The 26,190-nt window shown below is 65.4% G+C and carries 22 protein-coding genes and 1 tRNA gene; 15 read left to right on the forward strand and 8 right to left on the reverse strand.

Annotated elements, in window-relative coordinates:
• The first annotated feature begins 218 nt into the window (after positions 1–218).
• The 3 genes from ACQR1F_RS07360 to ACQR1F_RS07370 all read left to right on the forward strand — a co-directional run bounded on the left by ACQR1F_RS07360 (position 219) and on the right by ACQR1F_RS07370 (position 4,361).
• Positions 219–1,352, forward strand: a complete 1,134-nt coding sequence (locus ACQR1F_RS07360; RefSeq protein ID WP_315799658.1) for a glycosyltransferase family 4 protein — start codon at positions 219–221, stop codon at positions 1,350–1,352.
• A 153-nt stretch (positions 1,353–1,505) separates the two neighbouring features.
• Positions 1,506–3,035 carry an undecaprenyl-phosphate glucose phosphotransferase gene (locus ACQR1F_RS07365; RefSeq protein ID WP_434884829.1) on the forward strand — a complete coding sequence of 510 codons (1,530 nt, stop codon included), beginning with the start codon at positions 1,506–1,508 and terminating at the stop codon, positions 3,033–3,035.
• A gap of 87 nt (positions 3,036–3,122) precedes the next feature.
• Positions 3,123–4,361, forward strand: coding sequence for an O-antigen ligase family protein (locus tag ACQR1F_RS07370; protein ID WP_315799656.1), 1,239 nt, complete (start codon positions 3,123–3,125; stop codon positions 4,359–4,361).
• Positions 4,362–4,393: 32 nt separating this feature from the next.
• Here ACQR1F_RS07370 and ACQR1F_RS07375 read toward each other — a convergent pair whose 3' ends face one another.
• Both ACQR1F_RS07375 and ACQR1F_RS07380 read right to left on the reverse strand, forming a co-directional pair.
• Positions 4,394–5,572, reverse strand: coding sequence for a saccharopine dehydrogenase family protein (locus ACQR1F_RS07375; protein WP_316181499.1), 1,179 nt, complete (start codon positions 5,570–5,572; stop codon positions 4,394–4,396).
• A gap of 125 nt (positions 5,573–5,697) precedes the next feature.
• Positions 5,698–6,483: a DUF169 domain-containing protein gene (locus tag ACQR1F_RS07380; protein WP_316181501.1), complete on the reverse strand. Its 786-nt coding sequence runs from the start codon at positions 6,481–6,483 to the stop codon at positions 5,698–5,700.
• Between the two features lie 186 nt (positions 6,484–6,669).
• Here ACQR1F_RS07380 and ACQR1F_RS07385 point away from each other — a divergent pair, with 186 nt between their 5' ends.
• A complete protein-coding gene (locus tag ACQR1F_RS07385; protein ID WP_316181503.1) occupies positions 6,670–8,517 on the forward strand; it encodes a tetratricopeptide repeat protein in 1,848 nt (615 codons plus the stop codon).
• On the opposite strand, the gene ACQR1F_RS07390 is transcribed toward ACQR1F_RS07385, so the two are convergent.
• On the reverse strand, positions 8,514–9,302 hold the full coding sequence (locus ACQR1F_RS07390) for a YdcF family protein (protein ID WP_316181565.1): 789 nt from the start codon (positions 9,300–9,302) through the stop codon (positions 8,514–8,516). The genes ACQR1F_RS07385 and ACQR1F_RS07390 overlap by 4 nt on opposite strands.
• A 130-nt stretch (positions 9,303–9,432) precedes the next feature.
• Here ACQR1F_RS07390 and ACQR1F_RS07395 point away from each other — a divergent pair, with 130 nt between their 5' ends.
• The 3 genes from ACQR1F_RS07395 (at position 9,433) to ACQR1F_RS07405 (ending at position 12,141) form a co-directional block, all read left to right on the forward strand.
• Positions 9,433–10,374: an acetamidase/formamidase family protein gene (locus ACQR1F_RS07395; RefSeq protein WP_316181504.1), complete on the forward strand. Its 942-nt coding sequence runs from the start codon at positions 9,433–9,435 to the stop codon at positions 10,372–10,374.
• Positions 10,375–11,380: 1,006 nt separating this feature from the next.
• Entirely contained in the window at positions 11,381–11,578 is a 198-nt protein-coding gene (locus ACQR1F_RS07400) for a hypothetical protein (RefSeq protein ID WP_006614936.1), read from the forward strand.
• 86 nt (positions 11,579–11,664) lie between these two features.
• Complete coding sequence (locus tag ACQR1F_RS07405; RefSeq protein WP_315799652.1) at positions 11,665–12,141, forward strand: GcrA family cell cycle regulator; 477 nt, start codon at positions 11,665–11,667, stop codon at positions 12,139–12,141.
• Between the two features lie 22 nt (positions 12,142–12,163).
• On the opposite strand, the gene ACQR1F_RS07410 is transcribed toward ACQR1F_RS07405, so the two are convergent.
• Together ACQR1F_RS07410 and ACQR1F_RS07415 are read right to left on the reverse strand one after the other, a co-directional pair.
• Positions 12,164–12,586, reverse strand: coding sequence for an endonuclease domain-containing protein (locus ACQR1F_RS07410; RefSeq protein ID WP_434874436.1), 423 nt, complete (start codon positions 12,584–12,586; stop codon positions 12,164–12,166).
• Positions 12,587–12,712: 126 nt separating this feature from the next.
• Positions 12,713–13,681, reverse strand: a complete 969-nt coding sequence (locus ACQR1F_RS07415) for an SDR family NAD(P)-dependent oxidoreductase (RefSeq protein WP_434840536.1) — start codon at positions 13,679–13,681, stop codon at positions 12,713–12,715.
• Positions 13,682–13,906: 225 nt separating this feature from the next.
• Here ACQR1F_RS07415 and ACQR1F_RS07420 point away from each other — a divergent pair, with 225 nt between their 5' ends.
• The 8 genes from ACQR1F_RS07420 (at position 13,907) to ACQR1F_RS07455 (ending at position 23,530) form a co-directional block, all read left to right on the forward strand.
• Complete coding sequence (locus ACQR1F_RS07420; protein ID WP_315711478.1) at positions 13,907–14,062, forward strand: hypothetical protein; 156 nt, start codon at positions 13,907–13,909, stop codon at positions 14,060–14,062.
• A 526-nt stretch (positions 14,063–14,588) separates the two neighbouring features.
• Positions 14,589–15,698, forward strand: coding sequence for a BMP family ABC transporter substrate-binding protein (locus tag ACQR1F_RS07425; protein WP_315740200.1), 1,110 nt, complete (start codon positions 14,589–14,591; stop codon positions 15,696–15,698).
• Positions 15,695–16,804 (forward strand): ABC transporter permease, encoded by a 1,110-nt coding sequence (locus tag ACQR1F_RS07430; protein WP_434864004.1) that lies wholly within the window; start codon positions 15,695–15,697, stop codon positions 16,802–16,804. Before ACQR1F_RS07425 ends, ACQR1F_RS07430 begins: the two co-directional genes overlap by 4 nt.
• A gap of 3 nt (positions 16,805–16,807) precedes the next feature.
• Positions 16,808–17,734: an ABC transporter permease gene (locus ACQR1F_RS07435; protein ID WP_315775139.1), complete on the forward strand. Its 927-nt coding sequence runs from the start codon at positions 16,808–16,810 to the stop codon at positions 17,732–17,734.
• 15 nt (positions 17,735–17,749) lie between these two features.
• A complete protein-coding gene (biuH, locus tag ACQR1F_RS07440) occupies positions 17,750–18,433 on the forward strand; it encodes a biuret amidohydrolase (RefSeq protein WP_434846929.1) in 684 nt (227 codons plus the stop codon).
• Between the two features lie 50 nt (positions 18,434–18,483).
• On the forward strand, positions 18,484–19,959 hold the full coding sequence (locus tag ACQR1F_RS07445; RefSeq protein WP_315800410.1) for an ABC transporter ATP-binding protein: 1,476 nt from the start codon (positions 18,484–18,486) through the stop codon (positions 19,957–19,959).
• A 301-nt stretch (positions 19,960–20,260) separates the two neighbouring features.
• Positions 20,261–21,856 (forward strand): oleate hydratase, encoded by a 1,596-nt coding sequence (locus ACQR1F_RS07450; RefSeq protein ID WP_434912883.1) that lies wholly within the window; start codon positions 20,261–20,263, stop codon positions 21,854–21,856.
• A 114-nt stretch (positions 21,857–21,970) separates the two neighbouring features.
• Positions 21,971–23,530 carry an oleate hydratase gene (locus tag ACQR1F_RS07455; RefSeq protein ID WP_434838219.1) on the forward strand — a complete coding sequence of 520 codons (1,560 nt, stop codon included), beginning with the start codon at positions 21,971–21,973 and terminating at the stop codon, positions 23,528–23,530.
• Positions 23,531–24,060: 530 nt separating this feature from the next.
• Here ACQR1F_RS07455 and ACQR1F_RS07460 read toward each other — a convergent pair.
• From ACQR1F_RS07460 to ACQR1F_RS07470, 3 genes are all read right to left on the reverse strand, one after another.
• A complete protein-coding gene (locus ACQR1F_RS07460; protein WP_316181513.1) occupies positions 24,061–24,942 on the reverse strand; it encodes an AraC family transcriptional regulator in 882 nt (293 codons plus the stop codon).
• 101 nt (positions 24,943–25,043) lie between these two features.
• On the reverse strand, positions 25,044–25,919 hold the full coding sequence (locus ACQR1F_RS07465; RefSeq protein WP_316181514.1) for a class I SAM-dependent methyltransferase: 876 nt from the start codon (positions 25,917–25,919) through the stop codon (positions 25,044–25,046).
• 182 nt (positions 25,920–26,101) lie between these two features.
• Positions 26,102–26,179: transfer RNA gene (locus ACQR1F_RS07470), tRNA-Pro, on the reverse strand.
• Between the last annotated feature and the right edge of the window lie 11 nt (positions 26,180–26,190).

Here is a 26,190-nt window from a genome sequence, read left to right on the forward strand (position 1 = left end):
GTAGGCTTGCGCCAGATCGTCACAATGCTGGAGCGAACCTGCCTGGCAACGACGACGAGTGAGACTTTGTTAACCATCAAGCCTCTATCGAGGTTGGAGCTATCAATATTCAGCGACGAGAGGCGCCCGTGCTTCCTCTATCCGCCAGTCGTGAGATCAGCACCCGCGGCGGAGCCTGGCGAAACCACGCGCAACCCGATGGCGCGGGCGAGTTCGACATGGCACCGTCGCAGACCAAACCTCTCAAAATCCTTCACGCCGTCAGAGCTCCCGTCGGCGGCATCTTTCGGCACATCCTTGACCTTGCCAACGGTCAAGTGGATCACGGGCATGACGTCGGCATCATTGCGGACAGCCTGACCGGCGGCGAACGCGCCGATGCCGCGCTGGCCCAGATCGCGCCCCGCCTGACACTCGGCGTGCACCGCATTCCCATTCACCGGGAGCCTTGGCCGAGCGACATTCTGGCACTCAGCCGGTTCCATCGCCTCTCCCGCGCGCTCGCCCCCGACGTGCTGCATGGCCACGGCGCGAAGGCCGGCGCGTTCGTCCGCCTGCTGCCGCATCGGCCAGGAACGATCCGTATCTACACGCCTCACGGCGGCTCGCTGCACTACCCGCTCGACACGCTCAAAGGCGCGCTGTACGGGCGGCTTGAACGTGCGCTGATGAACCGGACGGACCTCTTCCTGTTCGAGAGCGCCTTCGCCCGCGATACCTATGAGCGCATGATCGGCCATCCCAGGGGATTGGTGAATTGCGTCTTCAACGGCGTCACTGCAGGCGAATTCGACCCGGTCACGCCGGCTCAGGACCAGACCGACCTGGCCTATGTCGGCGAATTCCGGCACATCAAGGGCACGGATCTGCTGATCGACGCCGTCGCGCTGTTGCGCTCCCGTGGCCGGCCGCTGACGCTGACGTTGGGCGGCGACGGCGAAGAGATGTCGAAGCTCAAGGCTCAGGTCGAACGCCTCGGTCTTACGGCCGCGGTGCGCTTCATCGGCCATGTGAAGGCGCGCGACGGATTTTCCAAGGGAAGCCTGCTCGTCGTTCCCTCGCGTGGCGATTCCATGCCTTATGTCGTGATCGAAGCGGGTGCCGCCGGGGTTCCGATGATCGCGGCCAGAGTCGGCGGCATTCCGGAAATCTTCGGACCGCATAACGACGCGCTGTTCATGCCGGGCAATGCGACCGCGCTGGCCGACGCAATTGCAGCCGCACTGGACGATCCGGCCACAGCGCAGCTCCGCGCCAAGGCCCTGCGCGAGCGCGTCTTCCAGCATTTCTCGCAGAAGGCGATGGTCGAGGGCGTGCTCGACAGCTACCGCGAGGCGTTTACCAAGACCTGACGTCATTTACCATCGCTAACCGTTTCTTCCGATTTGGCCCGTAATCCCGCCGGTAGGGAATTTCCCCCGGCGCTATCAGCGCTTACATGACCACAAATACTAACAAACATAATCCGGGCTTGTACGACTGTGGAACCGATCAACGCTCGCTCGATGTTGGATGCTGCTGCGGCCGCGGCCGCATCCACGGCCGCGGCAGGCAAGCCGGCCGTTGAACGCCGTCGCCGCCTGTCGCCGGCGGCCCTGGCGGTCGCCAATCAGAAGGTTCACCGCGCCTATTCTCCGATCGTCCTCGCCGGCATCGTCCGCATCACCGATTTCGTGCTGTTGAGTGTCGTCGGTAGCGCCGTCTATTTCGGCTACGTGGTTCCGCTCAGCGGCTTCCATTGGGAGTATCTCGTTGCCATCGTCGGCCTCGCCGTGAGCGCGGTGGTGTGCTTCCAGGCCGCCGACATTTACCAGATCCAGGTCTTCCGCGCCCAGGTGAGGCAGATGACTCGGATGATCTCGTCCTACTGCTTCGTGTTCCTGCTGTTCATCGGACTGTCCTTCTTCGCCAAGATCGGCAGCGAAGTTTCCCGTCTCTGGCTCGCCGCGTTCTTCTTCGTGGGACTCGGCGCGTTGATCGCGAGCCGCGTCGTACTGCGCAACCTGATCCGCAGCTGGGCCCGACAAGGGCGCCTCGATCGACGGACCATCATCGTCGGCTCCGACCAGAGCGGCGAAGATCTGGTGCGTGCGCTGAAGGCGCAGGACGACTCCGAGATCGAGATCCTCGGCGTGTTCGACGACCGCAACGATTCCCGTTCGCTCGAGACCTGCGCCGGCGCGCCGAAGCTCGGCAAGGTCGATGATATCGTGGAGTTCGCGCGCCGAACCCGCGTCGACCTGGTGCTGTTCTCGCTGCCGATCTCGGCCGAGACCCGCATCCTGGACATGCTGAAGAAGCTGTGGGTGCTGCCGGTCGACATCCGCCTGTCGGCCCATACCAACAAATTGCGTTTCCGCCCGCGTTCCTATTCCTATCTCGGTGCGGTCCCGACGCTCGACGTGTTCGAGGCGCCGATCACCGACTGGGATCTGGTGATGAAGATGCTGTTCGACCGATTGGTCGGCGGCCTCATCTTGCTGCTCGCGCTCCCGGTGATGGCGCTGGTCGCGCTCGCGATCAAGCTCGACAGTCCGGGGCCGGTGCTGTTCCGGCAGAAACGGTTCGGCTTCAACAACGAGCGAATCGACGTCTTCAAGTTCCGGTCGCTCTATCACCACCAGGCTGATCCCACGGCGTCCAAGGTCGTCACCAAGAACGATCCGCGCGTGACCCGCGTCGGCCGCTTCATCCGCAAGACCAGCCTCGATGAGCTGCCGCAGCTCTTCAACGTTGTGTTCAAGGGCAACCTGTCGCTGGTCGGCCCGCGGCCCCACGCGGTTCAGGGCAAGCTGCAGAACCGCATGTTCGACGAGGCTGTCGACGGCTACTTCGCGCGCCACCGCGTCAAGCCGGGCATCACTGGCTGGGCACAGATCAACGGCTGGCGCGGCGAGATCGACAACCAGGAGAAGATACAGAAGCGGGTCGAATTCGACCTCTACTACATCGAGAACTGGTCCGTGCTGTTCGACCTCTACATCCTGCTCAAGACGCCGCTGGCGTTGATGACCAAGAGCGAGAACGCTTATTGATTGCGGGGATCCGGAGCGGACGCAGGCCCGCTCCGCACGTGTGTCCGGCCGATCCCGCCCTGCGTTGCGTATGAGTGTGAGTTCGCGATGGCCATGACGGCGGCAGCCGGAGAGTTCGCATCCAGGCCGATGGCTCCTCCGGGCGTCGTCGCCCTGCAGCGCGCGCTGGTCTGGCTGGTCGGCGCGTCCGGCGCTATCGTCTTTATCGAACCCAGCCCTTACGAGCTCGTGACACTCGCGTCCGCAGCAGTGTTCATTGCGACTGGCATGAGGCTGCGTCTCGTGTTCGTCCCGCTGCTGCTGCTGCTCGTCCTGGTCAATTTGGGCTACACGATCAGCGCCATACCGCTGCTCGACGATTCCAAGATCTCGACCTGGATCGCCACCTCCTGGTACATGGCGTTCACGGCCATCTTCATCGCCATGCTCATTTCGGACGACACCGAAGCGCGGCTCGACATGCTCCGGCGCGGCCTCGTCATGGGCGGCGCGATCGCAGCCCTTGCAGGTGTCGCCGGCTACTTCCATCTGGTGCCCGGCGGATACGATCTCCTCACCTTGTATGGCCGCGCGCGTGGTACGTTCAAGGACCCGAACGTTCTCGGCGCATTCCTGATCCTGCCGGCGCTGCTGGCGCTGCAGAATGTCGTCACCGCCCGCTTCGCAGCGACGCTGCGCGCCAGCTTCGCCCTCGGCGTGATGGCGCTCGCCATCCTGCTCGCCTTCTCGCGCGCGGCCTGGGGCGGCCTCGTTCTCACGGCGGCCTTCATGCTGGCGCTGATGGTACTGACCAGCACCTCGCCCCGCGAGCGCTCCCGCATCATCGTCATGACGCTCGCGGCTGCCGTGGCCGGCCTCGTCCTGATCGGCGTACTGCTCTCGATCGATTCCATCGCCGACATGTTCAAGCAGCGGGCGAGCTTCGACCAGAGCTACGACGAAGGCCGGTTCGGCCGGTTCGGCCGCCACATCCTCGGCGCCGACATGGCGCTCGACCTGCCGTTCGGGATCGGGCCGCTGCAATTCCACAACTACTTCCCCGAGGACACCCACAACTCCTATCTGAACGCCTTCATGTCGGGCGGCTGGCTGTCCGGCATCTGCTATCCCGCTCTGGTCTTCACCACCGTCGTCCTCGGCTTCCGCTATCTGCTCGTGCGCGTGCCCTGGCAGCGCACCTACATCGCAATCTTCGCAGCCTTCCTCGGCACCGTCGGCGAAAGCTTCATCATCGATACCGATCACTGGCGGCACTTCTTCCTGATGCTCGGCACGATGTGGGGCATGATCGCCGCCACCCGCGCCCACCAGGTCGACGCGGGCTGATCCGCAGGGATCGGTCCGCACATCGCAGCCTCCTAGTCCTCCACCGCGAACGTCAGGCCGGCATGGTCGACCAGCCGCTTGATCAGGCTGTCCTGGAGCGCCGCGCCCGGAGTCCAGAAACCGCCCTTCACGCCAGCTCCGTCGCGCAACAGGCCGACGGCACATTCGCTGATCATCTTCGAGGTCGAGCCGTAGCCGGGATCGCGGTTGCCCTTCACGGATGCGCGGACCTGGCGGCCGTCGGGGGCGATCGCGACAAAAAGAAGATTGTAGTAGCCGTTCTCGCGCTCTTCCTTGGAAGGCCCCTCGCCCGGCTTCGGCGCGTTCGGGCCGGTCTTCTCGGCATTGGCGGCCATCACCTTCTTGGCGTTGGCCTCGCCCTTCTCGCCCGGACCGGTCAGCACCATCTCGTCATAGACGAAGTCCTGGCCGTACGGGAAACCCATCAGCATGTTGGAGCGGTGGACGTTGCGGGTGTTGATCAGCGCCATCATGAACGGCGCCGTCCAGGACTGCAGATCCTCCTCATAGACGGGCTTGTTGCCTGACGGCTGCTTCGGCCCCTTGAAGCCGGGCGTCAGGGCGAACGCGTCCTTGAGGATCGCTACCAGGCTCAAATCCTTGGCGACCGCATCGAATGTCGCCTTGGCGCTGGCCGCCGTCCCGCCCGACAAGGTCCCGCTCATGCCACGGACGCGGCCCTTCACGCGCGCGACCGGCGCGCCGAGCACGCGTCTCGCCTGCTGCTGCACGAAGTAGACGCCGAGCTCGAACGGTACGGAATCGAAGCCGCAGGAGAACACGATGCGCGCGCCGCTCTTCTCGGCGGTCGCCTGATGCTTGTCGATCATCTGCCGCATCCACACCGGCTCGCCACAGAGATCGACGTAGTCGGTGCCGGTTTCGGCGCAGGCGGCGACGAGCTCGTTGCCGTAGAGCTGATACGGACCGACGGTGGTCAGCACGAGCTTCGTCTGCGCCACCATCGCCTGCAGCGACGCCGGATCGGAGGCGTCGGCGGCAATGAGAGGCGTGTCGGTGGGCGCGCCGATCTCGTCCCGCACGGAAGCGAGCTTGTCCAGGCTCCGGCCGGCCATCGCCCAGTGCAGCGAGGCGTCGCCGCGATATTGCGTGGCGAGATATTCAGCCACGAGCTTGCCCGTGAAGCCGGTGGCGCCGTAGACGACGAGATCGAATTTCGGTGAGGTCATTGGTGTTCCCTGGAGATCAGCTGCAAATCAGTTGCGCCGTCATTGCGAGCGAAGCGAAGCAATCCAGGGCTGCGGACAGGACTCTGGATTGCTTCGCTTCGCTCGCAATGACGGCGGATGTGGTTCTATTTCTTTCCATAAGACACGCTCATGCCGGCGCGGACGTCGTTCTGAATGCCGTAAGGGGCGATCGGGTAGCGCAAGCCATTCCTGGCGAGCTGCTTCATGCCGGCGATCGCCTTGGCGAGATCGGACGGCTTCAGCGCCATCAGCATCTCCTCGTCCGGCACGCCGCCATAGCGGCGCTCGGCGAAGCAGGGCAGCGACAGGCTCGGCTCGCCGGTCTTCAGCGCGCGGCCCCAGGAATCGGCGCAGGCGGTCTCGCCGACGACGCCCCATTCGAACTTCTTGTAGCCGACATATTGCAGGCCGTTGATCAGGATGATCATCTGTCCCGGCGTCGCATAGACGAGGCAGATGTCCGGCGGATCCAGCCGGCCGCTCGCCAGCGGGCTCACGGCCATCGCCTGGTAGCGGCCGAACGGCACCACGTCGAGCGCCTCCTGCCGCTTGCGCGCATCCTCCGCCGTGCCGTGCCAGACGCCGACATAGTTCGCGCCGTCGAGCCAGGCCTCGTCCTGCGGGCCGAGCCCGATCACCGCGCGGCACTGCGCGCCGACCAGATCATCTCCGGTGATGCCGACGGTCCAGCCGAGCCGCGACGCCATGCTGACGATCTGGTCGGTGGTGTGCACCGCGTTGGGACGGCGGATCTTCTCGATCGCTTCCATGTCCTCGACGCGGGCGAACATCTTGATGCCGATCACGGTCGTCTTCAGCCGCAGCAGGCTGTTGAGATCGGCGACCATGGCCGCCAGGTCCAGCCTGTCTGCCGCGTTCGGCTGTTGCATGTGGCGTTCCCTCCCTGCCGCACCGGGCGTCCGCGCCGCGTGTGGTTCGGCTTCGGGCGGCTTGTTAGACCGTCGCACCTGATGATGCCAGTATTTCCGCCGTCCGGGCTCACCCGCCATACCGTGATCCTTCTCGATATCGCGGGAATCACTTATGAATTTTCGATCCTCGGACAGGACCAGACGATGACCCGCAGCGACCGGAAGGAAGGCGCCGAGAGCGCAACGGCCGGCCCCGGCGGAACGCCCGCGCTGTCGCCCGCCGCGCTCTACGAGGCGGGACTGCATCACCTCGGCGGAGGACGTCTGCTCGATGCCCAGATGTGCTGCGAGCAGGCGCTGGCCGCCGACCCGACCCATGCCGACAGCCTTGCGCTGATGGGCATTATTGCGCTGCAAACCGGTCAGCACGACCATGCCGTGGCGTGGTTCTCGCGCGCGATCCGGCAGACGCCGAAGATCGACTATCTCACCAGCCTGGGCTTCACCCTGAAGCAGATGGGCCGGCTCGACGACGCCCTCGCGGTGTTCGACAAGGCGATCCAGCTCAAGCCCGACGACGCCGAGCTGTGGAAGCACATGGGCGGCGTACTGCTGGCGCTCGACCGCGGCGCCGAGGCGTTGTTGAGCTATCAGCACGCGCTGACGATCGATCCTTCGCATCATGAGGCCGCGTTCCAGAGCGGCCTGCTGCTGCATCAGCAGCAGCGCTATGAGGAAGCCGCCCAGGCCTTCACGATCTGCCTGACTCAGCGGCCGGGCGACCTGCAGTCGCTGCAGATGCGCGCCCGATGCTTCCGCGAGCTCAAACGCTACGACGCGTATCTCGCCGATTGCGAACGCGCGCATGCGCTGGCGCCAGCCGAGGCGATGGTCTGCAACAATCTCGGCGATGCATTCGTCTGTCTCGGCCGCAGCGCGGAGGCGCTGCCGTGGTTCGACCAGGCGCTGAGCCTGCGCCCGAACTTCGTCGAGGTGCTGCTGAACAAGGGCTTTGCGCTGCTTCAATTGCTGCGCTTCGAGGACGCCGCGGCCGTCTACCGGCAGATCCTCGTGCTCGAGCCGAGTCACGCCAAGGCGGCCTGGCAGCTTGCCCATGTCGAGCTGCAATGTGGCGACTACGCCGCTGGCTGGGCACGGCGCGAAGCGCGCTGGAACATGCCGGATTTCTCGCCCGAATATCCGCGCTTTGCGGAGCCGAAATGGCTGGGCAAAGAGGATATCGCCGGGAAGACCGTCCTGATCGAGGAGGACGAGGGTTTCGGCGACACCATCCAGTTCGCGCGCTACCTGCCGATGCTCGCCGCGCGCGGCGCCAGGGTGATCCTGGTGGTCCGCGAGGCGCTGCGGCCGCTGCTGGCCGGTGTCGAAGGCGTGTCGCAATGTCTTGCGTACGCGCCGGAGCTGCAGCGACCCGCCTTCGACATGCATTGCCCGGTGATGAGCCTGCCGCTCGCTTTCGGCACCACGCTCGCCACCATCCCGCCCGCTGGCTATCTGCCGCCGCTCCCGGCCGAGCGCATCGCGGCCTGGGAGCAGCGGCTGGGGTCGCATGACCGGCTGCGCGTCGGGCTGGTCTGGTCCGGCAACCCGCACCAGGGCAATGACCGCAACCGCTCGATGCCGCTGTCGACCTTGCTGCCGCTGCTCGATGTCGACGCTGATTTCATCAGCCTGCAAAAGGAGCTGCGGCCCGCGGACAGGACGATGCTGGCGCAGCAGAGCGGCATCCGCGACCTCACCGCCGAGCTGACCGACTTCGTCGAGACGGCCGCCCTGATCTCCTGCCTCGACGTCGTCGTCACCGTCTGCACCAGCGTCGCGCATCTCGCCGCGACGCTCGGACGGCCGACCTGGATCATGCTGCCCTACCTGGCCGACTGGCGCTGGCTCAGGGATCGCGACGACAGCCCGTGGTATCCGAGCGCGCGCCTGTTCCGGCAGGATTCGAGCTGTCGCTACGAGCCGGTCGTCGCGCGCGTGCGCGGCGAGCTGGCAGCGAAAGCGGCGGGCTTCGGCACAACAACCGCCTAGGCCGGCCCGGGAAACAGATCGTCGATGCGGCCGCGGAGGCGGTAGGCCACGAGCCCGACCCATTCGCGCACGGCGATGTCGGCGCGGCGCAGGCCGAGCAGCGAGATGCCGTCGAAATCCAGCACGCGGCCGACGCGCCAGTCCACCGGATAGGGCTCGACCGGAAAGCCCGCTTTTCGGAACAGCCCGACCGAGCGCGGCATGTGATACGCGGAGGTCACCAGCAGCCAGCGTTCGCCCGGCTTCGGGGAGATCATCGCCTTGGAGAAGATCGCATTCTCGTAGGTGTTGCGCGACTGCCGCTCCAGCAGCAGCCGCTCCCTGGGCACGCCGAGGCTGAGCAGGATCTCGGCGCCGACATCGGCCTCCTTGGCCTCGGTCGCGATCAGATTGGCGCTGCCGCCGGTGAACAGGATGCGTGCAGTCGGGTAGCGCCGCGCCAGCGCGGCCGCCTGGATCACCCGGTCCGCGCCCGCCACCGTCACCGGCATGCCGTACATTGCCGACAGATCGGAATCGACCGGACCGCCGAGCACGATGATGCCGTCCGGCGCACCGTTCGCCGGATCCCATTTCGGAAACCGGCTCTCCAGCGGATACAGCATCAGGCTGCCGAGCGGCGTCAGGCCGACGATCGCCAGTAGCAGCATGGCCGAGACGACCAGCCTGCGCCCCAGCACGGCAAACCGGGTCAGCATCAGGATGGCACCGAGCAGGCCCAGCGCGATCATGAAATTGGTCGGCAGTGCCAGCAGGCCGAGCGTCTTCGACAGCACAAAGAACATTGCGAGCTCCGGCGCGGGGTGAAGTGCCACGGCCGCCCTCATACACGACAGCCGCCATGCGTTGCCATCTCTCTGCGAACGCCATGTGATGCGCTATGCTCAGGCTCGAACCGGCAATAACGAGAGCATCATGGCCCACCATCATCTGCACGCCAGCCCCGAGACCTGCCATTGGGGCTTCTTCGAATCCCGGCTGAAGCCGGTGCTCACGGTCGACAGCGGTGACGAGGTCACGATCGATTCGATCAGCGGCGGACCCGACGTGGTGCCGGATACCAGCAAGTTCCACGTGCCGCCGGAGCTGTTCGACGTCCACGCCCGCAGCGAGCGCATGGTGCCCGGCCACATCCTGACCGGGCCGATCGCGGTCAACGGCGCCGAAATCGGCGACGTGCTCGAGGTCGACATCCTCGACGTCCAGCTGCGGCAGGACTGGGGCTACAATTTCATCCGCCCGCTGGCCGGCACCCTGCCCGACGATTTCCATGAGAGCCGGCTGATGAACATCCCGCTCGACAAGGAACGGATGGTCGGCAAGCTGCCGTGGGGGCTCGAGCTGCCGCTGGCGCCGTTCTTCGGCGTGATGGGTGTGGCGCCGCCGCCGGCCTGGGGCCGCATCACCTCGCTGATCCCGCGCGCGATGGGCGGCAATCTCGACAACAAGGAACTCGGTGCCGGCGCCAAGCTGTATCTGCCGGTGTTCGTGCCGGGCGCGCTGTTCTCCTGCGGCGACGGCCATGGTGTGCAGGGAGACGGCGAGGTCTGCGTCACGGCGATCGAGACCGCGCTGCAGGGCCGCTTCCGCCTCACCGTGCGCAAGGATCTCAAGTTCGACTATCCACGCGCCGAGACCGCCACGCACTACATGACGATGGCGATGGACCCCGATCTCGACCAATGCGCGGTGCGGGCACTGCGCGACATGATCGTGCTGCTCGGCGAGAAGCGCAATTTGTCGCGCGAGGACGCCTACACGCTGTGCAGCCTCGCCGCCGACCTGCGGGTGACCCAGACCGTCAACGGCTCCAAGGGCATTCATTGCATGATCGCGAAGGCCGTCGTGCACGGGTGAGGTTGTGTCGGGCACGCTGGCGCGGCTCGCCCCGCTGTCGTCGCCCGGCTCGACCGGGCGACCCAGTATCCAGAGGCAGGCGTCAGTCCTCGACAGGCCGCGGCGTACTGGATCCCCCGCGTTCGCGGGGATGACGACCGAATTTGAAGTGCAACCCTCGTTCACTCCAAGAGACACGATCTATCATCCTCGCGCGCCGCTCGCGCCGAGTCATGCCATCATCTCACCCTCTCAAAAGTCGGAGGGCGCAGGGAAGGCCAGGCGCCGGCTGGCGCCTGCGGCCCGCCTGCGAGAAAAATGCAGGCGGCAGGTACCACAGGTGCAGCCGAGAACGCCCGGCCTTCCCTGCGCGATGGTGTTCACGCTTATACGCAGTCTGCCTGGTGCGCCGGGCTTGTTGGCCACCATGATCCGCGCGGCGCGTCAGCGCCGTCGCGAACGTAACACCAGCGTCGGGGTGTCAGCACGCTGCGACTTCACGTCCGCGCCGAGCCGTTCGTCCGCGCATCCTTGAAGGACACGCTGCGGCTCCATCGCGGCCATCGCTCCCCGCCTCGCGTGTCGTGACGATCGCGCGCAACGCCCCTTCCGAGTGAGGCGGGATGGCGGCACTAAAGCACAGTTTCCGGAAAAGCGAAAGCGTTATTTCTGGAATGGCGAATTTTCTCGCACCGACCGGAAAAGCCGCGAGCGACCGTCCGCCTCTTCAGCCGACAATTCCACCAGGGCTCCCCGATCAGGTGCCCCGCGGCACGGCGGCGGTTGAAGAAACCATCGGACACCGCGGCCCACGCGAATCTTCCCGGCCCGTGCTTCCCGTACCATTCCGGGCCCGGACTCGCCGAGCGGGCGGAGAGTCATCGCCGCGACCAGCCCGATTCGTCATATTTCCATAAAATTCAATATCTTAACCAGTTATCCCCAAGCCGCTGTACAACCAATCCGATTCCTAATAGAGTCTAAAAAGTTACTTTTCTGTACATCGGTTACGGACTAGCTTTTAGGCATGGCGACGGAAAAAGCCGAAACTGACCGCATCCCCGTAACCCTAGCCCTGGCAACCATCGGCTATCTCGAAAAGCTCGTGAAACAGGGAACCCACGGCACCAGCGTTCCGGGTGTCTGCAGAACGTTGATTGAAGAAGGCATCCGGCTCGCCATCAAGGATGGGCTGCTGTCGATTCGCGACAACGGACGGGCGTAAGCTAGGGACACGCAGCGCGGAAAACAGTTTCGGTGCAGCCGTCGGCCAGGACGATCCAGGACGGATCAAACTTGGAAGCGACAACAATGCCCGCCGAACGACAGACACTCCCCACCTGGACCGAGGAACGGCTCCAGGCCCTGAAGCAGCACTTTGAGGCCGGGCTGACCTGCCGAGAGATCGCCGCCGAGCTCGGCGTCAGCCGCAACGCCGTGATCGGCAAGATCTCCCGCCTGGCGCTGACGCGCGACAATGGCGGCGACACCAGGCGCGTCGTTCGCGCCGAGACGACACGCGATGGCGCCCGCCGTCCCGTGCCGAAGCTGCGCCGCCGTATCCTGCGCGCGGTCCAGAACGATCCGCCGCCGATCGTTGTCGAGGAGCCGGTCGGCACGGTCGAGAACGGCTGCTCGCTGTTCGAACTCTCCAAGGAGCGCTGCCGCTGGCCGATCTCCACCCCCGGCGCCGACGATTTCTGCTTCTGCGGCTCCAAGCCGATCGAGGGCCTGCCCTATTGCCCGAGCCACACGCGGATGGCGTACCGGGTGGCGTCGTCGAGGTAAAAGAGGCGTTCTGAAGCCGCGATCAAACTTTGCTCGGTCTCCGCGTTCTGCGGGGACGGCGCGGCGGTCTCGTCTCCCCTCCCCCTTGCGGGGAGGGGTCGGGGGTGGGGGTCCACGCGCGCTGAATTTCGTGAAGGACGCCTTCGATATTTCCGAGGACGTCGTTGTTCCAGAAGCGAAGAACGCGATACCCGAGCGCCTCGATCTGTCGCGTGCGGGCAGCGTCTTCCTCCTGCTGCCAATCATGCTGGCCGCCATCGACTTCGATCACGAGCTTAGCTTTGCGACTGACGAAATCGACGATGAAGGGTCCAATCTGCGCTTGCCGGCGGAAGTGAGAACCGGCGAACTTGACGTCATGGCGGAGGCGTTGCCAAAGGACGCGTTCAGCTTCGGTAGGTTCGGCGCGCATTCGTTGCGCGAATGATCGTCGGCTGTCATCCATGGCCGTTTGATCTCGTCATTGGCAGCGGGACTCGTGGACCCCCACCCCCGACCCCTCCCCGCAAGGGGGAGGGGAGCTCACCGTCTGCGTGGCGAAAGGTGCTGTTTTCCAACGAACAGCAATCCCCTACCCCAGCTTCCAGCCCGCCTCCTGCGCAAAGCGCTGGAAGAACTCCGGCTCGTAGGCCTGCTCTGGTGACTGCCGGACGCGCAGGTCGAGCAGCTTGGCGTCCTCGCCGACGAGGATGCGCCACTGCTCGGCCTTGACGCCGTCGAGGATGATCTTCGCGGCCTGCGCCGCCGTCGTCGGCGCGTCTTCGAGGAAACTGCGGGCGCGCTCGCGGGCGGCGGCCTGGATGTCCTGGTCGCTCATGGCGGAGACATCGATGCCCATGCCCTTCATGCGCTGGCGCGCTAGCCCGATCTCGGTCTCGCTGAGCTCGTCGGACTCGGTGCCGCTCTGCACCTTGCGCGAGTTCGACACGATCGACGTGCCGATATGGCCGGGCATCACGACCGAGCATTTGATGTGCGGCGCGTTGAGGCGGAGGTCGTTGATCAGCGCTTCGGTAAATCCCTTCACCGCGAACTTCGCGGCGCTGTAGGCGGTGTGCGAGACGCCCATGCCGACCGAGGCCCAGAAGCCGTTGACGCTCGAGGTGTTGACGATATGAGCCTCGTCCGCCTTCAGCAGCATCGGCAGGAAGGTGCGGACGCCGAGATAGACGCCGCCCCAGCAGATGTTGAAGGTACGCTCCCATTGCTCTCTTGAATTGGTGAACAGGCTGCCGCCGCCGCCGATGCCGGCATTGTTGAACAGCAGATGGATCTTGTCGGTGGCCTGCTGCTCGGCGAGCTCATCGCGAAAACGCTGGAGCTGCGCCTCGATCGAGACGTCGGCGACATGGGTGGTGACGCGCAGGCCCTGCGGCAGCTTCTCGGCCTCGCACAGCCGCTTGGTTTCGGCCATCGCCTCGGTCGAGACGTCGCACATGGCGACGTTGCAGCCTTCGGCGACGAGCTGGCGCGCGAGCTCGCGGCCCATGCCCGTGCCGCCCCCGGTGATCACGGCGATCCTGCCGGCGAAATCCTTCATCGGATGGTCTTCCTTCCCTGCTGCGGGACGGCCATGCCGCCCCGGCGACTTGCTCGTTCTCTTCGTGGAACGCGTTTGCGAGCTTAGGACGTTTCGCCGGCCTGACCAGAGGGGATGTCGGAGATTTGCGTTGCAGCGCATGCAACGAAGATTTCAGCTTGGGGTTGAACCTTCTCGACAGGCGTCCGACTTATTCCACGGGGAGGCAGGCTCGAGGAGGTTCGCATGGCGTACCAACAGGGGCACTGGCAGGACGAAGGCTGGCGCGACACGATGGTCGATCCCGCGGGATCGGACGACGGCGCCTATGTGACGGGGTGGACGATCAGCGGGCTCGCCGTGATCGGCACCATCGTCGCGGTCTGGCTGCTCGGGATCTGAGAGCAGCGCGACGAATTCTCATGCAATAGGACGCCATGCAAAGCGTGGCCTCTGAGCCCTGCTGCGTTCTGCGCTCTCATCCGTCATTGCGAGCGCAGCGCAGCAATCCAGCGCTGTGGACGGGACACTGGATTGCTTCGTCGCTGCGCTCCTTGCAATGACGTTGAGAGAGCCGACTGTTTCCCAGAGAGCCTGGCGCCCCCCAAGACGTCCGCATTCACGCCCGGGATCTGGCAGCCGCGTTTCGCGAAGGCGCGCGGCTGACCGTCTGAGGGTCCCGCCCGGCCGAACTCATTGCATACAATTGCAGTCGATTGATCAATTAATAGGCTAATGATTGCCGTGTCACGCTACTGCCCAGTTTGCAGTCAGCCACAAAACACCAACACTTCAGTGACTTAGCTCCTCGGCCGCGCTGAAAGCCGCTGGCACAAAGCTTGCGATCACTCCCGTTCGAGGCTCCGCCGTGTGGCGGTGAAGCCGAGATGACAGCGCGGGCGGATCGACCCGCCGAGGGAGCTCACCAATGGACTTTGGCAGGATTTCACGACGGCATCTGTTGCAGGGTGGCGCGGCGCTGACGCTCGGCGCGGCCGCGGGCCTGCGGCCGGCCTTCGCCGCGGAGACAACGATCGGCTTCATCTATGTCGGCTCGCGCGACGACTACGGCTACAACCAGGCGCATGCGCAGGGTGCGGCGGCGCTGAAGAAGCTGCCCGGGCTGAAGGTGATCGAAGAGGAGAAGGTGCCGGAGACCGACGCGGTCGAGAAGACGATCGAGTCCATGATCAATCTCGACGGCGCCACGCTGCTGTTTCCGACCTCGTTCGGCTACTACAATCCGCACATGATCAAGATGGCGGCGAAGTACCCGAAGCTGCGCTTCGAGCACTGCGGCGGCCTCTGGAGCGAGAAGGACCCGAAGAACGCTGGCTCCTATTTCGGCTATATCGACGAGGCGCAGTACATCGCCGGCATCGTCGCGGGCTACACCTCCAAGAGCGGCAAGCTCGGCTTCGTCGCCGCCAAGCCGATCCCACAGGTCCTGCGCAACATCAACGCCTTCACGCTCGGCGCGCAGCTTGCCAATCCCAAGGCCACCACGCAGGTGATCTTCACCGGCGACTGGTCGATGCCGGTCAAGGAGGCCGAGGCGACCAACAGCCTGATCGACCAGGGCGTCGACGTCCTGACCTGCCATGTCGACGGTCCGAAGACGATGGTCGAGAACGCCGCGCGCCGCGGCGCGTTCGTCACCGGCTATCACGTCAACCAGTCGCCGCTGGCGCCGAAGGCCTATCTGACGGGCGCCGAGTGGAATTGGGAAGCGCTGTATCCGAAGTTCGTCAAGATGCTCCAGGCCGGCGAGAGCATTCCGAACTTCTATCGCGGCGGCCTCAAGGAAGAGGTGGTCAAGATCTCGGCGTATGGCGAGGCGGTGTCCGAGCAGGCGCGCAAGCACGCCGACGAGATCAAGAGCAAGTTCCTCGGCGAGGGCTATACGATCTTCAAGGGCCCGATCAAGGACAACAAGGGCAACACCGTGATCACCGCCGGCACCGAGCGCGGCCAGAAGGATCCGGAGCTCGAGAAGATGGACTATCTGGTCGAGGGCGTGATCGGAGCGACGTCGTGACCACGGAGGCGGCCGATCCGGTTGATGCGGCCGCCATCGCGCCGGCCGCCGACGCAGGCTTCCTGCAACGCCATGGCGCGAGCATTGAATACATCCTCATCCCGGGCGCGGCGCTGGTCGCCGCGCTCCTGGTGTTCGGCATCTTCGTCGCGCTGTTCGGCAAGAACCCGCTCGACCTCTACTGGTACATGTATTACGGCGCCTTCGGCACCTGGTTTTCCTGGCAGAACACGCTGACGCGCGCGGCTCCCTTGATCCTCACCGCGCTGTGCACCGCCCTGCCCGCTCAGCTTGGCATGGTGATCATCGGCGGCGAGGGCGCGCTGCTGATCGGCGCGCTGTCGGCAACCTCGGCGGCGCTGGCATTGCAGGGCATGCCGCCGCTCGTCGTGCAGATCGCGATGGTGATCGCGGGCATGACCGGCGGCGGATTGTGGATCCTGCTGTCGGGCGGCTTGCGCCAGTATCGCGGCGTCAACGAGACCATCTCCAGCCTGCTGCTGGTCTACATCGCGCTCGCGATCCTCAACCATCTCGTCGAGGGCCCGATGCGTGACCCGGCGAGCCTCAACAAGCCGTCGACGCGCGAGATCGGCGCCGCCAACATGATCGGCAGCATCCCAGGCACCGACGTGCATTGGGGCCTGGTGTTCGGGCTGATCGCGGCAATCGCGTCCTACGTGCTGATCTATCACACCACGTTCGGCTTCGCCGCGCGCGTCGCCGGCGGCAACATCCGGGCCGCCAAGATCGTTGGCCTCTCCGTGGGCAAATTGATCCTGACGGTCTGCTTCCTCGCCGGCGCCTGCGCTGGCCTGGCCGGCATGGTCGAGGTCGCCGCGGTCCAGGGGCGCACCAATGCCAATCTCGCCGTCGGCTACGGCTTCACAGGCATCCTCGTCGCCTTCCTCGCGCGGCAGAATCCACTGGCAATCATTCCGGTCGCGATCCTGCTCGGCGGCATCAATGCCTCGGGCGGCCTCTTGCAGCGAAGGCTCGGCCTGCCCGACGCCTCGGTGCTGGTGCTGCAGGGCATCATCTTCATCTCGGTGCTGGCGAGCGACGCGCTCTATGGCCGCATCGGCTTCCTCAAGGGAAAGTCGTGAGACATGGCTGACGGCAACATCGGACTCTGGACCGTGCCGCTCGCGGTGCTCGGCGGCGCCATCCGCGTCTCCACGCCGTTCCTGTTCGTGAGCTTGGGCGAGTGCATCACCGAGCGCTCCGGTCGCATCAATCTCGGCCTCGAGGGCACGCTGGTGATGGGCGCGATGAGCGCCTATGGCATCTCCTATCTCACGGGATCGCCATGGGCAGGCGTGCTCGCCGCCGGCCTCACCGGCGCGCTGCTCGGCGCCCTGCATGCCGGCATCTGCTCGCTGCCGCGCGTCAACGACGTCGCGGTGGGAATCTCCTTGATGCTGTTCGGCACCGGGCTCGCCTTCTTCCTCGGCAAGCCGCTGATCGAGCCGACGGCGGCGCGGCTTCCGGCGATCGATTTCGGCTGGTGGAGCGACGTGCCGCAGGTGCGCGCGGCCTTGCGCATCAACGTCCTCTTCCTGCTCGGCGTCGTGCTCGCGCCACTATTGCTGTGGGCATTCCGAACCACCCGCTGGGGCCTGCTGATCCGCACCGCCGGCGAGAGCGCGGATGCGGCGCGCGCGATGGGCCACTCGGTGCTGATGATCCGGCTGCGCGCCACCATGGCCGGCGGCTTCCTCGCCGGCATCGGCGGCTCGTTTTTGTCGCTGTTCTATCCCGGCAGCTGGAACGAGGGCCTCTCCTCGGGCCAAGGCATCACCGCGGTGGCGCTCGTGATTTTCGCGCGCTGGGACCCGATGCTGTGCCTGTGGGCCTCGCTCGCCTTCGGCGGTGCCGCAGCGCTCGGACCGGCGCTGCAATCGGTCGGCGTCACCTCCGGCTATCATCTGTTCAACGCTGCGCCCTACATCCTGACGCTCTTGATCATGATCATCACCTGCTCGCCGAAACGCACCTTGAGCGGCGCGCCGGCCGAACTGTCCATCACCCGCTGATTTCAGAGGTCCACCATGACCGCGCGCACCATCCGCTCCGAGCCCTATGCCTGGCCGTACAACGGCGATCTCAGGCCAGAGAACACGGCCCTGATCGTGATCGACATGCAGACCGATTTCTGCGGCGTCGGCGGCTATGTCGACAAGATGGGCTATGACCTGTCGCTGACTCGCGCGCCGATCGAGCCGATCAAGAAGCTGCTCAGCGTGATGCGCGCGCAGGGCTTCTGCATCATCCACACCCGGGAGGGCCACCGCACCGATCTGTCCGACCTGCCCGCCAACAAGCGCTGGCGCTCGCAGCAGATCGGCGCCGGGATCGGCGATCCCGGCCCGTGCGGCCGCATCCTGGTGCGCGGCGAGCCGGGTTGGGAGATCATCCCCGAGCTGGCGCCGGCGCCCGGCGAGATCGTGATCGACAAGCCCGGCAAGGGCTCGTTCTGCGCCACCGACCTCGAGCTGATCCTGCGCCTCAAGGGCATCCAGAACATCGTACTGACGGGCATCACCACCGACGTCTGCGTCCACACCACGATGCGCGAGGCCAACGACCGCGGCTTCGAATGCGTGCTGCTGTCGGACTGCTGCGGTGCCACCGACAAGGGCAACCACGATCACGCGCTGAAGATGATCAAGATGCAGGGCGGCGTGTTCGGCGCGGTCGCGACCTCCGCGGCGCTGATCGAGGCGCTGTCGTGATCGGCGACGATCCGACGCCATCAGGCGCGTTCGGCGTCGAGGCCATCGCGATGACGATGCGCTTCGGCGCGTTCACCGCGCTCGACAATGTCGAGCTGAAGGTCAGGCCTGGCTCGTTCCACGCGCTGCTCGGCGAGAACGGCGCCGGCAAGTCGACGCTGGTCAAATGCATCATGGGCTACTACCGCCCGACCGAGGGCGACGTGCTGATCGCCGAGCGCGAGCGCGCCATCAACAATCCCAGGGACGCGCACGCGCTCGGCCTCGGGATGGTCTATCAGCACTTCACCCTGGTGCCGGCGATGACGGTCGCGGAAAACCTGGTGCTGGCGCGCGACGACGTGCCGGCGGTGGTCAACTGGGCGAAGGAGAAGAAGGAGCTGGAGGCCTTCCTGGCGCGGATGCCGTTCCGCGTGCCGCTCGACGCCAAGGTCTCCGACATCTCCGCGGGCGAACGGCAGAAATGCGAGATCCTCAAGCAGCTCTATCTCAAGCGCCGCTTCCTGATCCTGGACGAGCCGACCTCGGTGCTGACGCCGGGCGAGGCCGACGAGGTCCTGGGCATGCTGCGCAAGATGGTCGAGGCCGGCGAGCTGACCATCCTGATGATCACGCATAAATTCCGCGAGGTGATGGCGTTCGCAGACGACGTCACCATCCTCCGGCGCGGCAAGCTCGCCGGCCGCGGCAAGGTCACCGAACTGACGCCCGACGACATGGCACGGATGATGATCGGCGCCGAGCAGCTCACGGTGCAGCCGTCGCGCACCGGCGAGGCCGGCAACGTCAGGCTCGAGGTCGAGAAGCTGGTGGCGCGCGACGATTCCGGCGGCCTCGCTGTGCACAACCTGTCGCTCACCGTGCGCGCCGGCGAGATCGTCGGCATTGCCGGGGTCTCCGGCAACGGCCAGCGCCAACTGGTCGAGGTGCTCGCCGGCCAGCGCGAGGCCGAGAGCGGCGCAATCCGGGTCTCCGGCGAGGCCTATGTGGCGAGCCGCGAGGAGATGCGCCGGCACAAGATGTCGCTGCTGCCGGAGGAGCCGCTGAAGAACGCCTGCGTCGGCGGCATGAGCGTCGCCGACAACATCGCGCTGCGTGAGTTCGACCGCGCGCCGTTCGCCCGCGGCGGCTGGTGGCTGAACAAGGCTGCCTTCCGCCAGGGCGCGACAACCAAGATCAACCGCTACAAGATCAAGACCCGCACGCCGGATACGCCGATCTCGGCACTGTCGGGCGGCAACGTGCAGCGCGCCGTGCTCGCGCGCGAGCTCGGTCACGACGTCGAGGTGCTGATCGCCGCCAATCCCTGCTTCGGCCTCGACTTCGCGGCGGTGGCGCAGATCCACGCCGAGATCATGGCCGCGCGCAATCGCGGCGCCGCCGTGCTATTGGTCAGCGAGGATCTCGACGAGCTGCTGGAGCTGTCGGACCGCTTGGTCGTGATGTTCCACGGCCAGCTGGTCTACGAGACCCGCGGCAGCGATGCTGATCTCACCGAAATCGGCCGCCACATGGCGGGGCATTGAGGCCGACGTCGACTGCGCCGGACAACGAAACAAGCCGGCTGCCGCGCGGTTAACGGCGAACCCGGCTCTCACCGCGTCATTGCGAGCGCAGCGAAGCAATCCAGAATCCTTGCTCGGCACTGGATTGCTTCGCTGCGCTCGCAATGACGGTGGAGGGAGTTGGGCCCGCTCCGCGGGACATTGCGCCACACCAGGGGTAAACGACCTCAAGCTGTTGACGACTAATTCATCCCGCTGAGGTAACATCGCGGCGAGTGCGTGCTGGTTGCGGCCGCCTGGCCGTCCTGGCGACATTTTCCTTATCTCGTTTCAATCCCTTGCTCGACAGGTCGATCTCATGAAGGCCTATTTCATCGGTGGCGGCATCGGTTCGCTCTCCGGCGCAGCATTCATGATCCGCGACGGCGGCGTCTCCGGATCGGACATCACCATTTTCGAAAAGCGCCTGCCCTATGGCGGCAGCCTCGACGGCGCGCGTCTTCCGGACGGCTCCTACTCGATGCGCGGCGGGCGCATGCTGACGACCGAGCAATACGAATGCACCTGGGACCTGCTGTCGACCATTCCCTGCGAAACCGACGCTCAGCAGACCATCCTCCAGGAGACCGTGGCGTTCAACAAGCTCCACGTCACCCACGCGCAGGCGCGGCTGGTCGATGGCAACCGGCACAAGGTCGACGTCTTCACCATGGGCTTCTCGATGCAGGACCGCATCGAGATGACCAGGCTCACCGAGGCCTCGGAGGAGAAGCTCGGCAAGTCCTTGATCTCGGACTGGCTGTCGCCGCCGTTCTTCACGACGAACTTCTGGTACATGTGGCAGACGACCTTCGCCTTCCAGCCCTGGCACAGCGCGGTCGAGTTCAGGCGCTATCTGCGCCGCTTCATCAACGAATTCCCGATGATGGATACGCTCGGCGGCGTCAAGCGGACGGTGCACAACCAGAATGACTCGATCGTCAAGCCGCTGATGCGCTGGCTGAAAGGCCACGGTGTCAACTTCGTCGGCGGCGCCGACGTCACTGACATCGCGCTCGTCACCGAGAACGGCAAGCATCGCGCCACGCGCCTCGATCTGGAACATGACTTCGTCGGCCGCAGCATCGATCTCGCGGCGGATGACCTCGTGTTCTACACCGCCGGCTCGATGACGGACGCGACCAGCCTCGGCAGCCACGACAGTCCGCCCAAGCAGCTCACCAAGGAGGACAGCCAAGGCTGGACTCTCTGGGAGAAGCTCGCACAGGGCCGCCCGGAATTCGGCAATCCGGCCGCGTTCAACTCATCGGTTCCGGAGTCGAGCTTCGAATCTTTCACGGTCACCTGCCGCAATGCGCGCTTCTTCGACGCGATGCAGACTTTCACCGGCAACGTCGCCGGCACCGGCGGGCTCGTCACGTTCAAGGATTCGAACTGGCGGATGTCGATCGTGCTCTACAGCCAGCCATACTTTCCGGACCAGCCCGGCACCATCAAGATCTTCTGGGGCTATGGGCTCCATCCCGATCGCGTCGGCAATTTCGTGGGGAAGCCGATGTCCGAGTGCAGCGGCGCCGAAATCCTGAAGGAGCTGTGCGGGCATCTGCGCTTTCCGCTCAACGTGTTCGACGAGGCGACCTGCGTGCCGTGCTGGATGCCCTACATCATGAGCATGTTCATGCCGCGCAGCTATGGCGACCGGCCGTTGCCGGTGCCGCTCACCTCGCAGAATCTCGCCTTCATCGGCCAATATGTCGAGCTGCCCGAGGATGCCGTGTTCACGATCGAATATTCGGTGCGCGCGGCCATGCATGCGGTCTATCAGCTCTTGAAGATCGACCGCGCCATTCCGCCGGTCACGCCGTATGACAAATCGCTGAAAATGCTGCTGCAGTCGGTGGTGAAATCATTCGCTTGACGGACCACGCGAGATCGTGATCACCGCGCGCCGCAGCGCTTGACCTGGATCAGTTCCGCGAGGGAACACAGCAGCTAAGCCCCGGATCGTAACACACGATCCGGGTGAACCATCATGAAGGCGTATTTCATCGGCAGCGGCATCGGCGCATTGGCCGGCGCGGCGTTCCTGATCCGCGACGGCGGCGTCGCGGGCCGCGACATCACGATCTACGAGAAGCATCTGCCCTATGGCGGCAGTCTCGATGGCGCGCGGCTGCCCGACGGCTCCTATTCGCTGCGCGGCGGCCGCATGCTGACGACCGATCACTACGAGTGCACGTGGGACCTGCTCTCCACCATCCCCGATGCCAGCGATCCCCGCCGCACCGTGCGCGACGAGACGATTGCCTTCAACAAGGCCCATGTCGCGCATTCGCAGGCGCGCCTCGTCGATCGCAACCGGCACAAGATCGACGTCTCCACCATGGGCTTCACCATGCAGGACCGGCTCGAACTGGTGCGGCTGACCGAGGCCTCCGAGGAGAAGCTCGGCAACTCCCGCATCACCGACTGGCTGTCGCCGCCGTTCTTCACCACGAATTTCTGGTTCATGTGGCAGACGACGTTCGCGTTCCAGCCCTGGCACAGCGCGGTCGAGTTCAAGCGCTATCTGCATCGCTTCATGAACGAGTTTCCTCGCATCGAGACGCTGGCCGGCGTCAAGCGCACCGTGTTCAACCAGTATGATGCGATCGTGGTGCCGCTCGTCAAATGGCTGGAAGGCCACGGCGTGAATTTCGCCGGCGGCGTCGATGTCACCGACATGGAGATCGCGACGGAAGCCGGCAAGCATGTGGTCAAGCGCCTCACGCTGGATCGCAGCGGAAAGCCGGAGACGGTCGCGCTGTCGAGCGACGATCTCGTCTTCCTGCAGAACGGCTCGATGACGGACGCGACCAGCCTGGGCACGCAGGATGCGCCGCCGCCGCGGCTCACCAAGCAGGACAGCCAGGGCTGGACGCTGTGGGAGACAATCGCGAAGGGCCGCCCCGAATTCGGCAATCCCGCCGCGTTCAACTCATCGATCCCGGAATCCTGCTGGGAGTCGTTCACCGTCACCTGCCGCAATCCGCGGTTCTTCGACGCGATGGAAGCGTTCAGCGGCAACGCCGCGGGCACCGGCGGGCTCGTCACCTTCACCGAGTCGAACTGGCTGATGTCGGTCGTGCTGTATCACCAGCCGCATTTCGCCGGCCAGCCCGCCGACGTACAGGTGTTCTGGGGCTATGCACTGCATCCCGACCGCATCGGCAATTTCGTCGGCAAGGCGATGGCCGATTGCGGCGGCGCCGACATCCTCAAAGAATTGTGCGGCCACCTCAACTTCGACCTTGCGGTGTTCGACCAGGCGACCTGCGTGCCATGCCGCCTGCCCTACATCACCAGCATGTTCATGCCGCGCAACAAGGCCGACCGGCCGCTGCCGGTGCCGGCGAATTCGAAGAACCTCGCCTTCGTCAGCCAGTTCGTCGAGATCCCCGACGACGTCGTGTTCACGGTGGAATATTCAGTGCGTGCCGCGCAGATGGCGGTCTATCAGTTGCTCGGTATCACCAGGGCGATTCCACCGATCACGCGGCACGACAAGTCGTTCCGCGTGCTGATCGAGACGATGGAGAAGGCCTTCGCCTGACGCCTCTCGCATCCGCAAAAACGAACGCGCCCGGATCAGGCTCGATCCGGGCGCGCTTTCCGTCTCGCGAGGCACAGATGGCGCCTCCATGCGTCTTGCGTGAGTTGTCAGTAGCCGAGCAGCGCGAGACCAACCCAGCTGACGGCAAACAGCGATACGACCGAGGTTGCAGCGGCAAAAACGGACAGCGAAACTTTCAAAGTCCTGAGGACCATACGCGCCTCCTTCAACGACAATGAACAGCACATCGAGGTGAACCCCGATGTCAGTCTGAAATTTCCTGGAACCGGCTCCACAACGAGCCGAACACAGGTTTGGTGCGCGCCTGCGCGCAAAGGTTCAATGTCAGGGTGTGGGGCCCTGATCGAGCGGCTTGATCGTTAACGGAGACGGTCGCTCGTGGTTCCCGGATGGGAACTGGAACCGCTCCAAAGGAGGCCGCTCTCCCCCTCAGAGCCCCCTTCCTGGCGGAACTCAAGGTTGAGAAGGCTCCTGGCTGCAGGTTTTAGGATGGATCCGGCCGCCGGGCGCTATTTCAGCGGCAGGAACAGGTCCGCAGCCGTCTCGTGCTCGGGAACCTCCGGGAAGAAATTCAGCCGCTGGCAATAGATCGGGAAGTCGCGCGCCTCCTCGCCGCTGGCTGGAAGCCAGTCGCGATAGAGGAACAGCGCGGCGGGCTCCAGATTGTGGGTGTTGCCGACGACGCGCAGCACGGCGCAGCGTCCTCCGGGGATCACGCCGGCTCTGATCGTCGCGTCGTCCGTCTCGACCGGCTGATCGGTCCCGACACAGAGATCCACGCTGTAGTCGGCAGGCGAAGCGGGGCGCCGCTCGGAGCGCCAGACCGTGAAGGTCGGATGGGTCCTGGGGTGCAGGCCGGCCGCCTTGCGCCAGGCGATGAAGCGCTGGATGGTCGCGCCGAGCGTCGCCGGGTCGCCGCGATGCTCCATGATCGCCACCGGCGTGGCCGGCACCTCGCGAATCGTCACGTCGTCAGGGGTATAGGTCGTCCGCATCAGCTTGCTCCTCGCATCGTCGAGAGGCCCGAAGGCCGCAAGCCACGGCTCCCAGTCGGGAGATTTCCGGAACGATGACGGCGATTGCCCGAACCGTTGCCGAAAGGCGCGGGCGAAGGCGTCCGGCGCATCGTAGCCGGCCTCCATCGCGACCTCGGTGACGCTTTGGGCATCGCTGTAGGCCAGCTGATAGGACGCCCGCTTCATGCGGGTGAGCTGGATGTAGCGATGCACTGATAGACCGAAGGTCGCCGTGAACTGCCGGTGGAAATGATATTTCGAGTAGGCTGCGATGCTGCTCAGCGCGTCCAGATCGAGATCATCCTCCAGATGCCGGTCGATATGATCCAGCACCCGCTGCATCCGCGCATGGTAGTTTCGCAGCGCCGCCTTCATCGTTCCTTGCTCCGTGGCGGCATCAGCTAAGCGCAGGCGGACATGACGCGCTCGACCGATCTTGCGGCTTTGTCACGGGGTTCAGTGATCAAGACCGCCTTTCACGGATCGACGGCCGTCACTGTCCAGAACGAGGCGGGCACCATGACGCCCGCGCCTCTGGCGTAGCGCGCCAGCGCCTTCCTCACGGCGGCCGTCGCGGCCTCCGTTGCCTCGGACGGCTGCCCCGCCACCGCACGGCCGGCGGGCCCGATCGCGAGCGCCGTCTGCACCGCGCTGTCGAGGCCGGCGCCCGCGCCGACGTCGAGTGCGATGTCGTGACGCTCCAGCCGGATGCGGCGCAGCCCGGCATCGGTCATCACCTTCTCGATCCACTCGGGAGCGCCGAATGCGAAATCGTCCGGCGCGTGCGGCGGCAATCCCGGCAGCTTCGGCACGTGGTCATACGCCGCCTGCAACGGCTCCAGCGCCCACGGGTTGTCGCGCAGTTCGCCCCAGCAGGCGAACGCGACGCGCCCTTCCGAATGCAGCGCATTGCGGATGTTGAGCACGGCGCGCACCGGATTGGCGAAGTACATGACGCCGAGCCGCGAGATCACGAGATCGGCGCTGGCGGCCTTGAAGTGGTGCACCATGGCGTCGCCCTGCACGAAGCTCACCGGCGCCTCGGCCGGGGCGAGTTCGTGGGCCGCGGTCAGCATGGCCGCGGAGACGTCGAGGCCGAGCACGCTGCCGCCGGGGCCGACCTTCTCGGCCGCCGCGATCAAGGTCGCGCCGCAGCCGCAGCCGATGTCCAGCACCCGCTCGCCCGCCTGGATCGCCGCGCGCTCCAGCAACGCCTCCTGCACCGGCGCCAGCATCGCATCGATCTCGGCGCGGCGCGCGACCCAGCGCCCGCCGCCCGCACCGTTCCAGAAGGCGATCTGCTCGGCGTTCTCGAAATGCCCAAAGGAGGTGTCGGCGATGGCGGCGTCCATGCGGGAATCTCGACAACAAAGGTCACAAATGAAACGAGCCGGCTCGATCAGCGTCCAGCAGGCCCTGTTCGGGAGTTTAGGGGGCGGTCTGCGGCTTGAAAAGCCAGTCTCACGGACAAAGCGGTCGCGGCAGAGGCACGCAAAAACGCATCGGCAGATGTCAAATGCAGCGATTTGAGAAATGGTCGGAGCGGCGGGATTCGAACCCACGACCCCTAGTCCCCCAGACTAGTGCGCTAACCGGGCTGCGCCACGCTCCGATGGTCGTTCC

The sequence above is a fragment of the Bradyrhizobium sp. HKCCYLS3013 genome (assembly GCF_051167615.1).
Classification (GTDB): Bacteria; Pseudomonadota; Alphaproteobacteria; order Rhizobiales; family Xanthobacteraceae; genus Bradyrhizobium.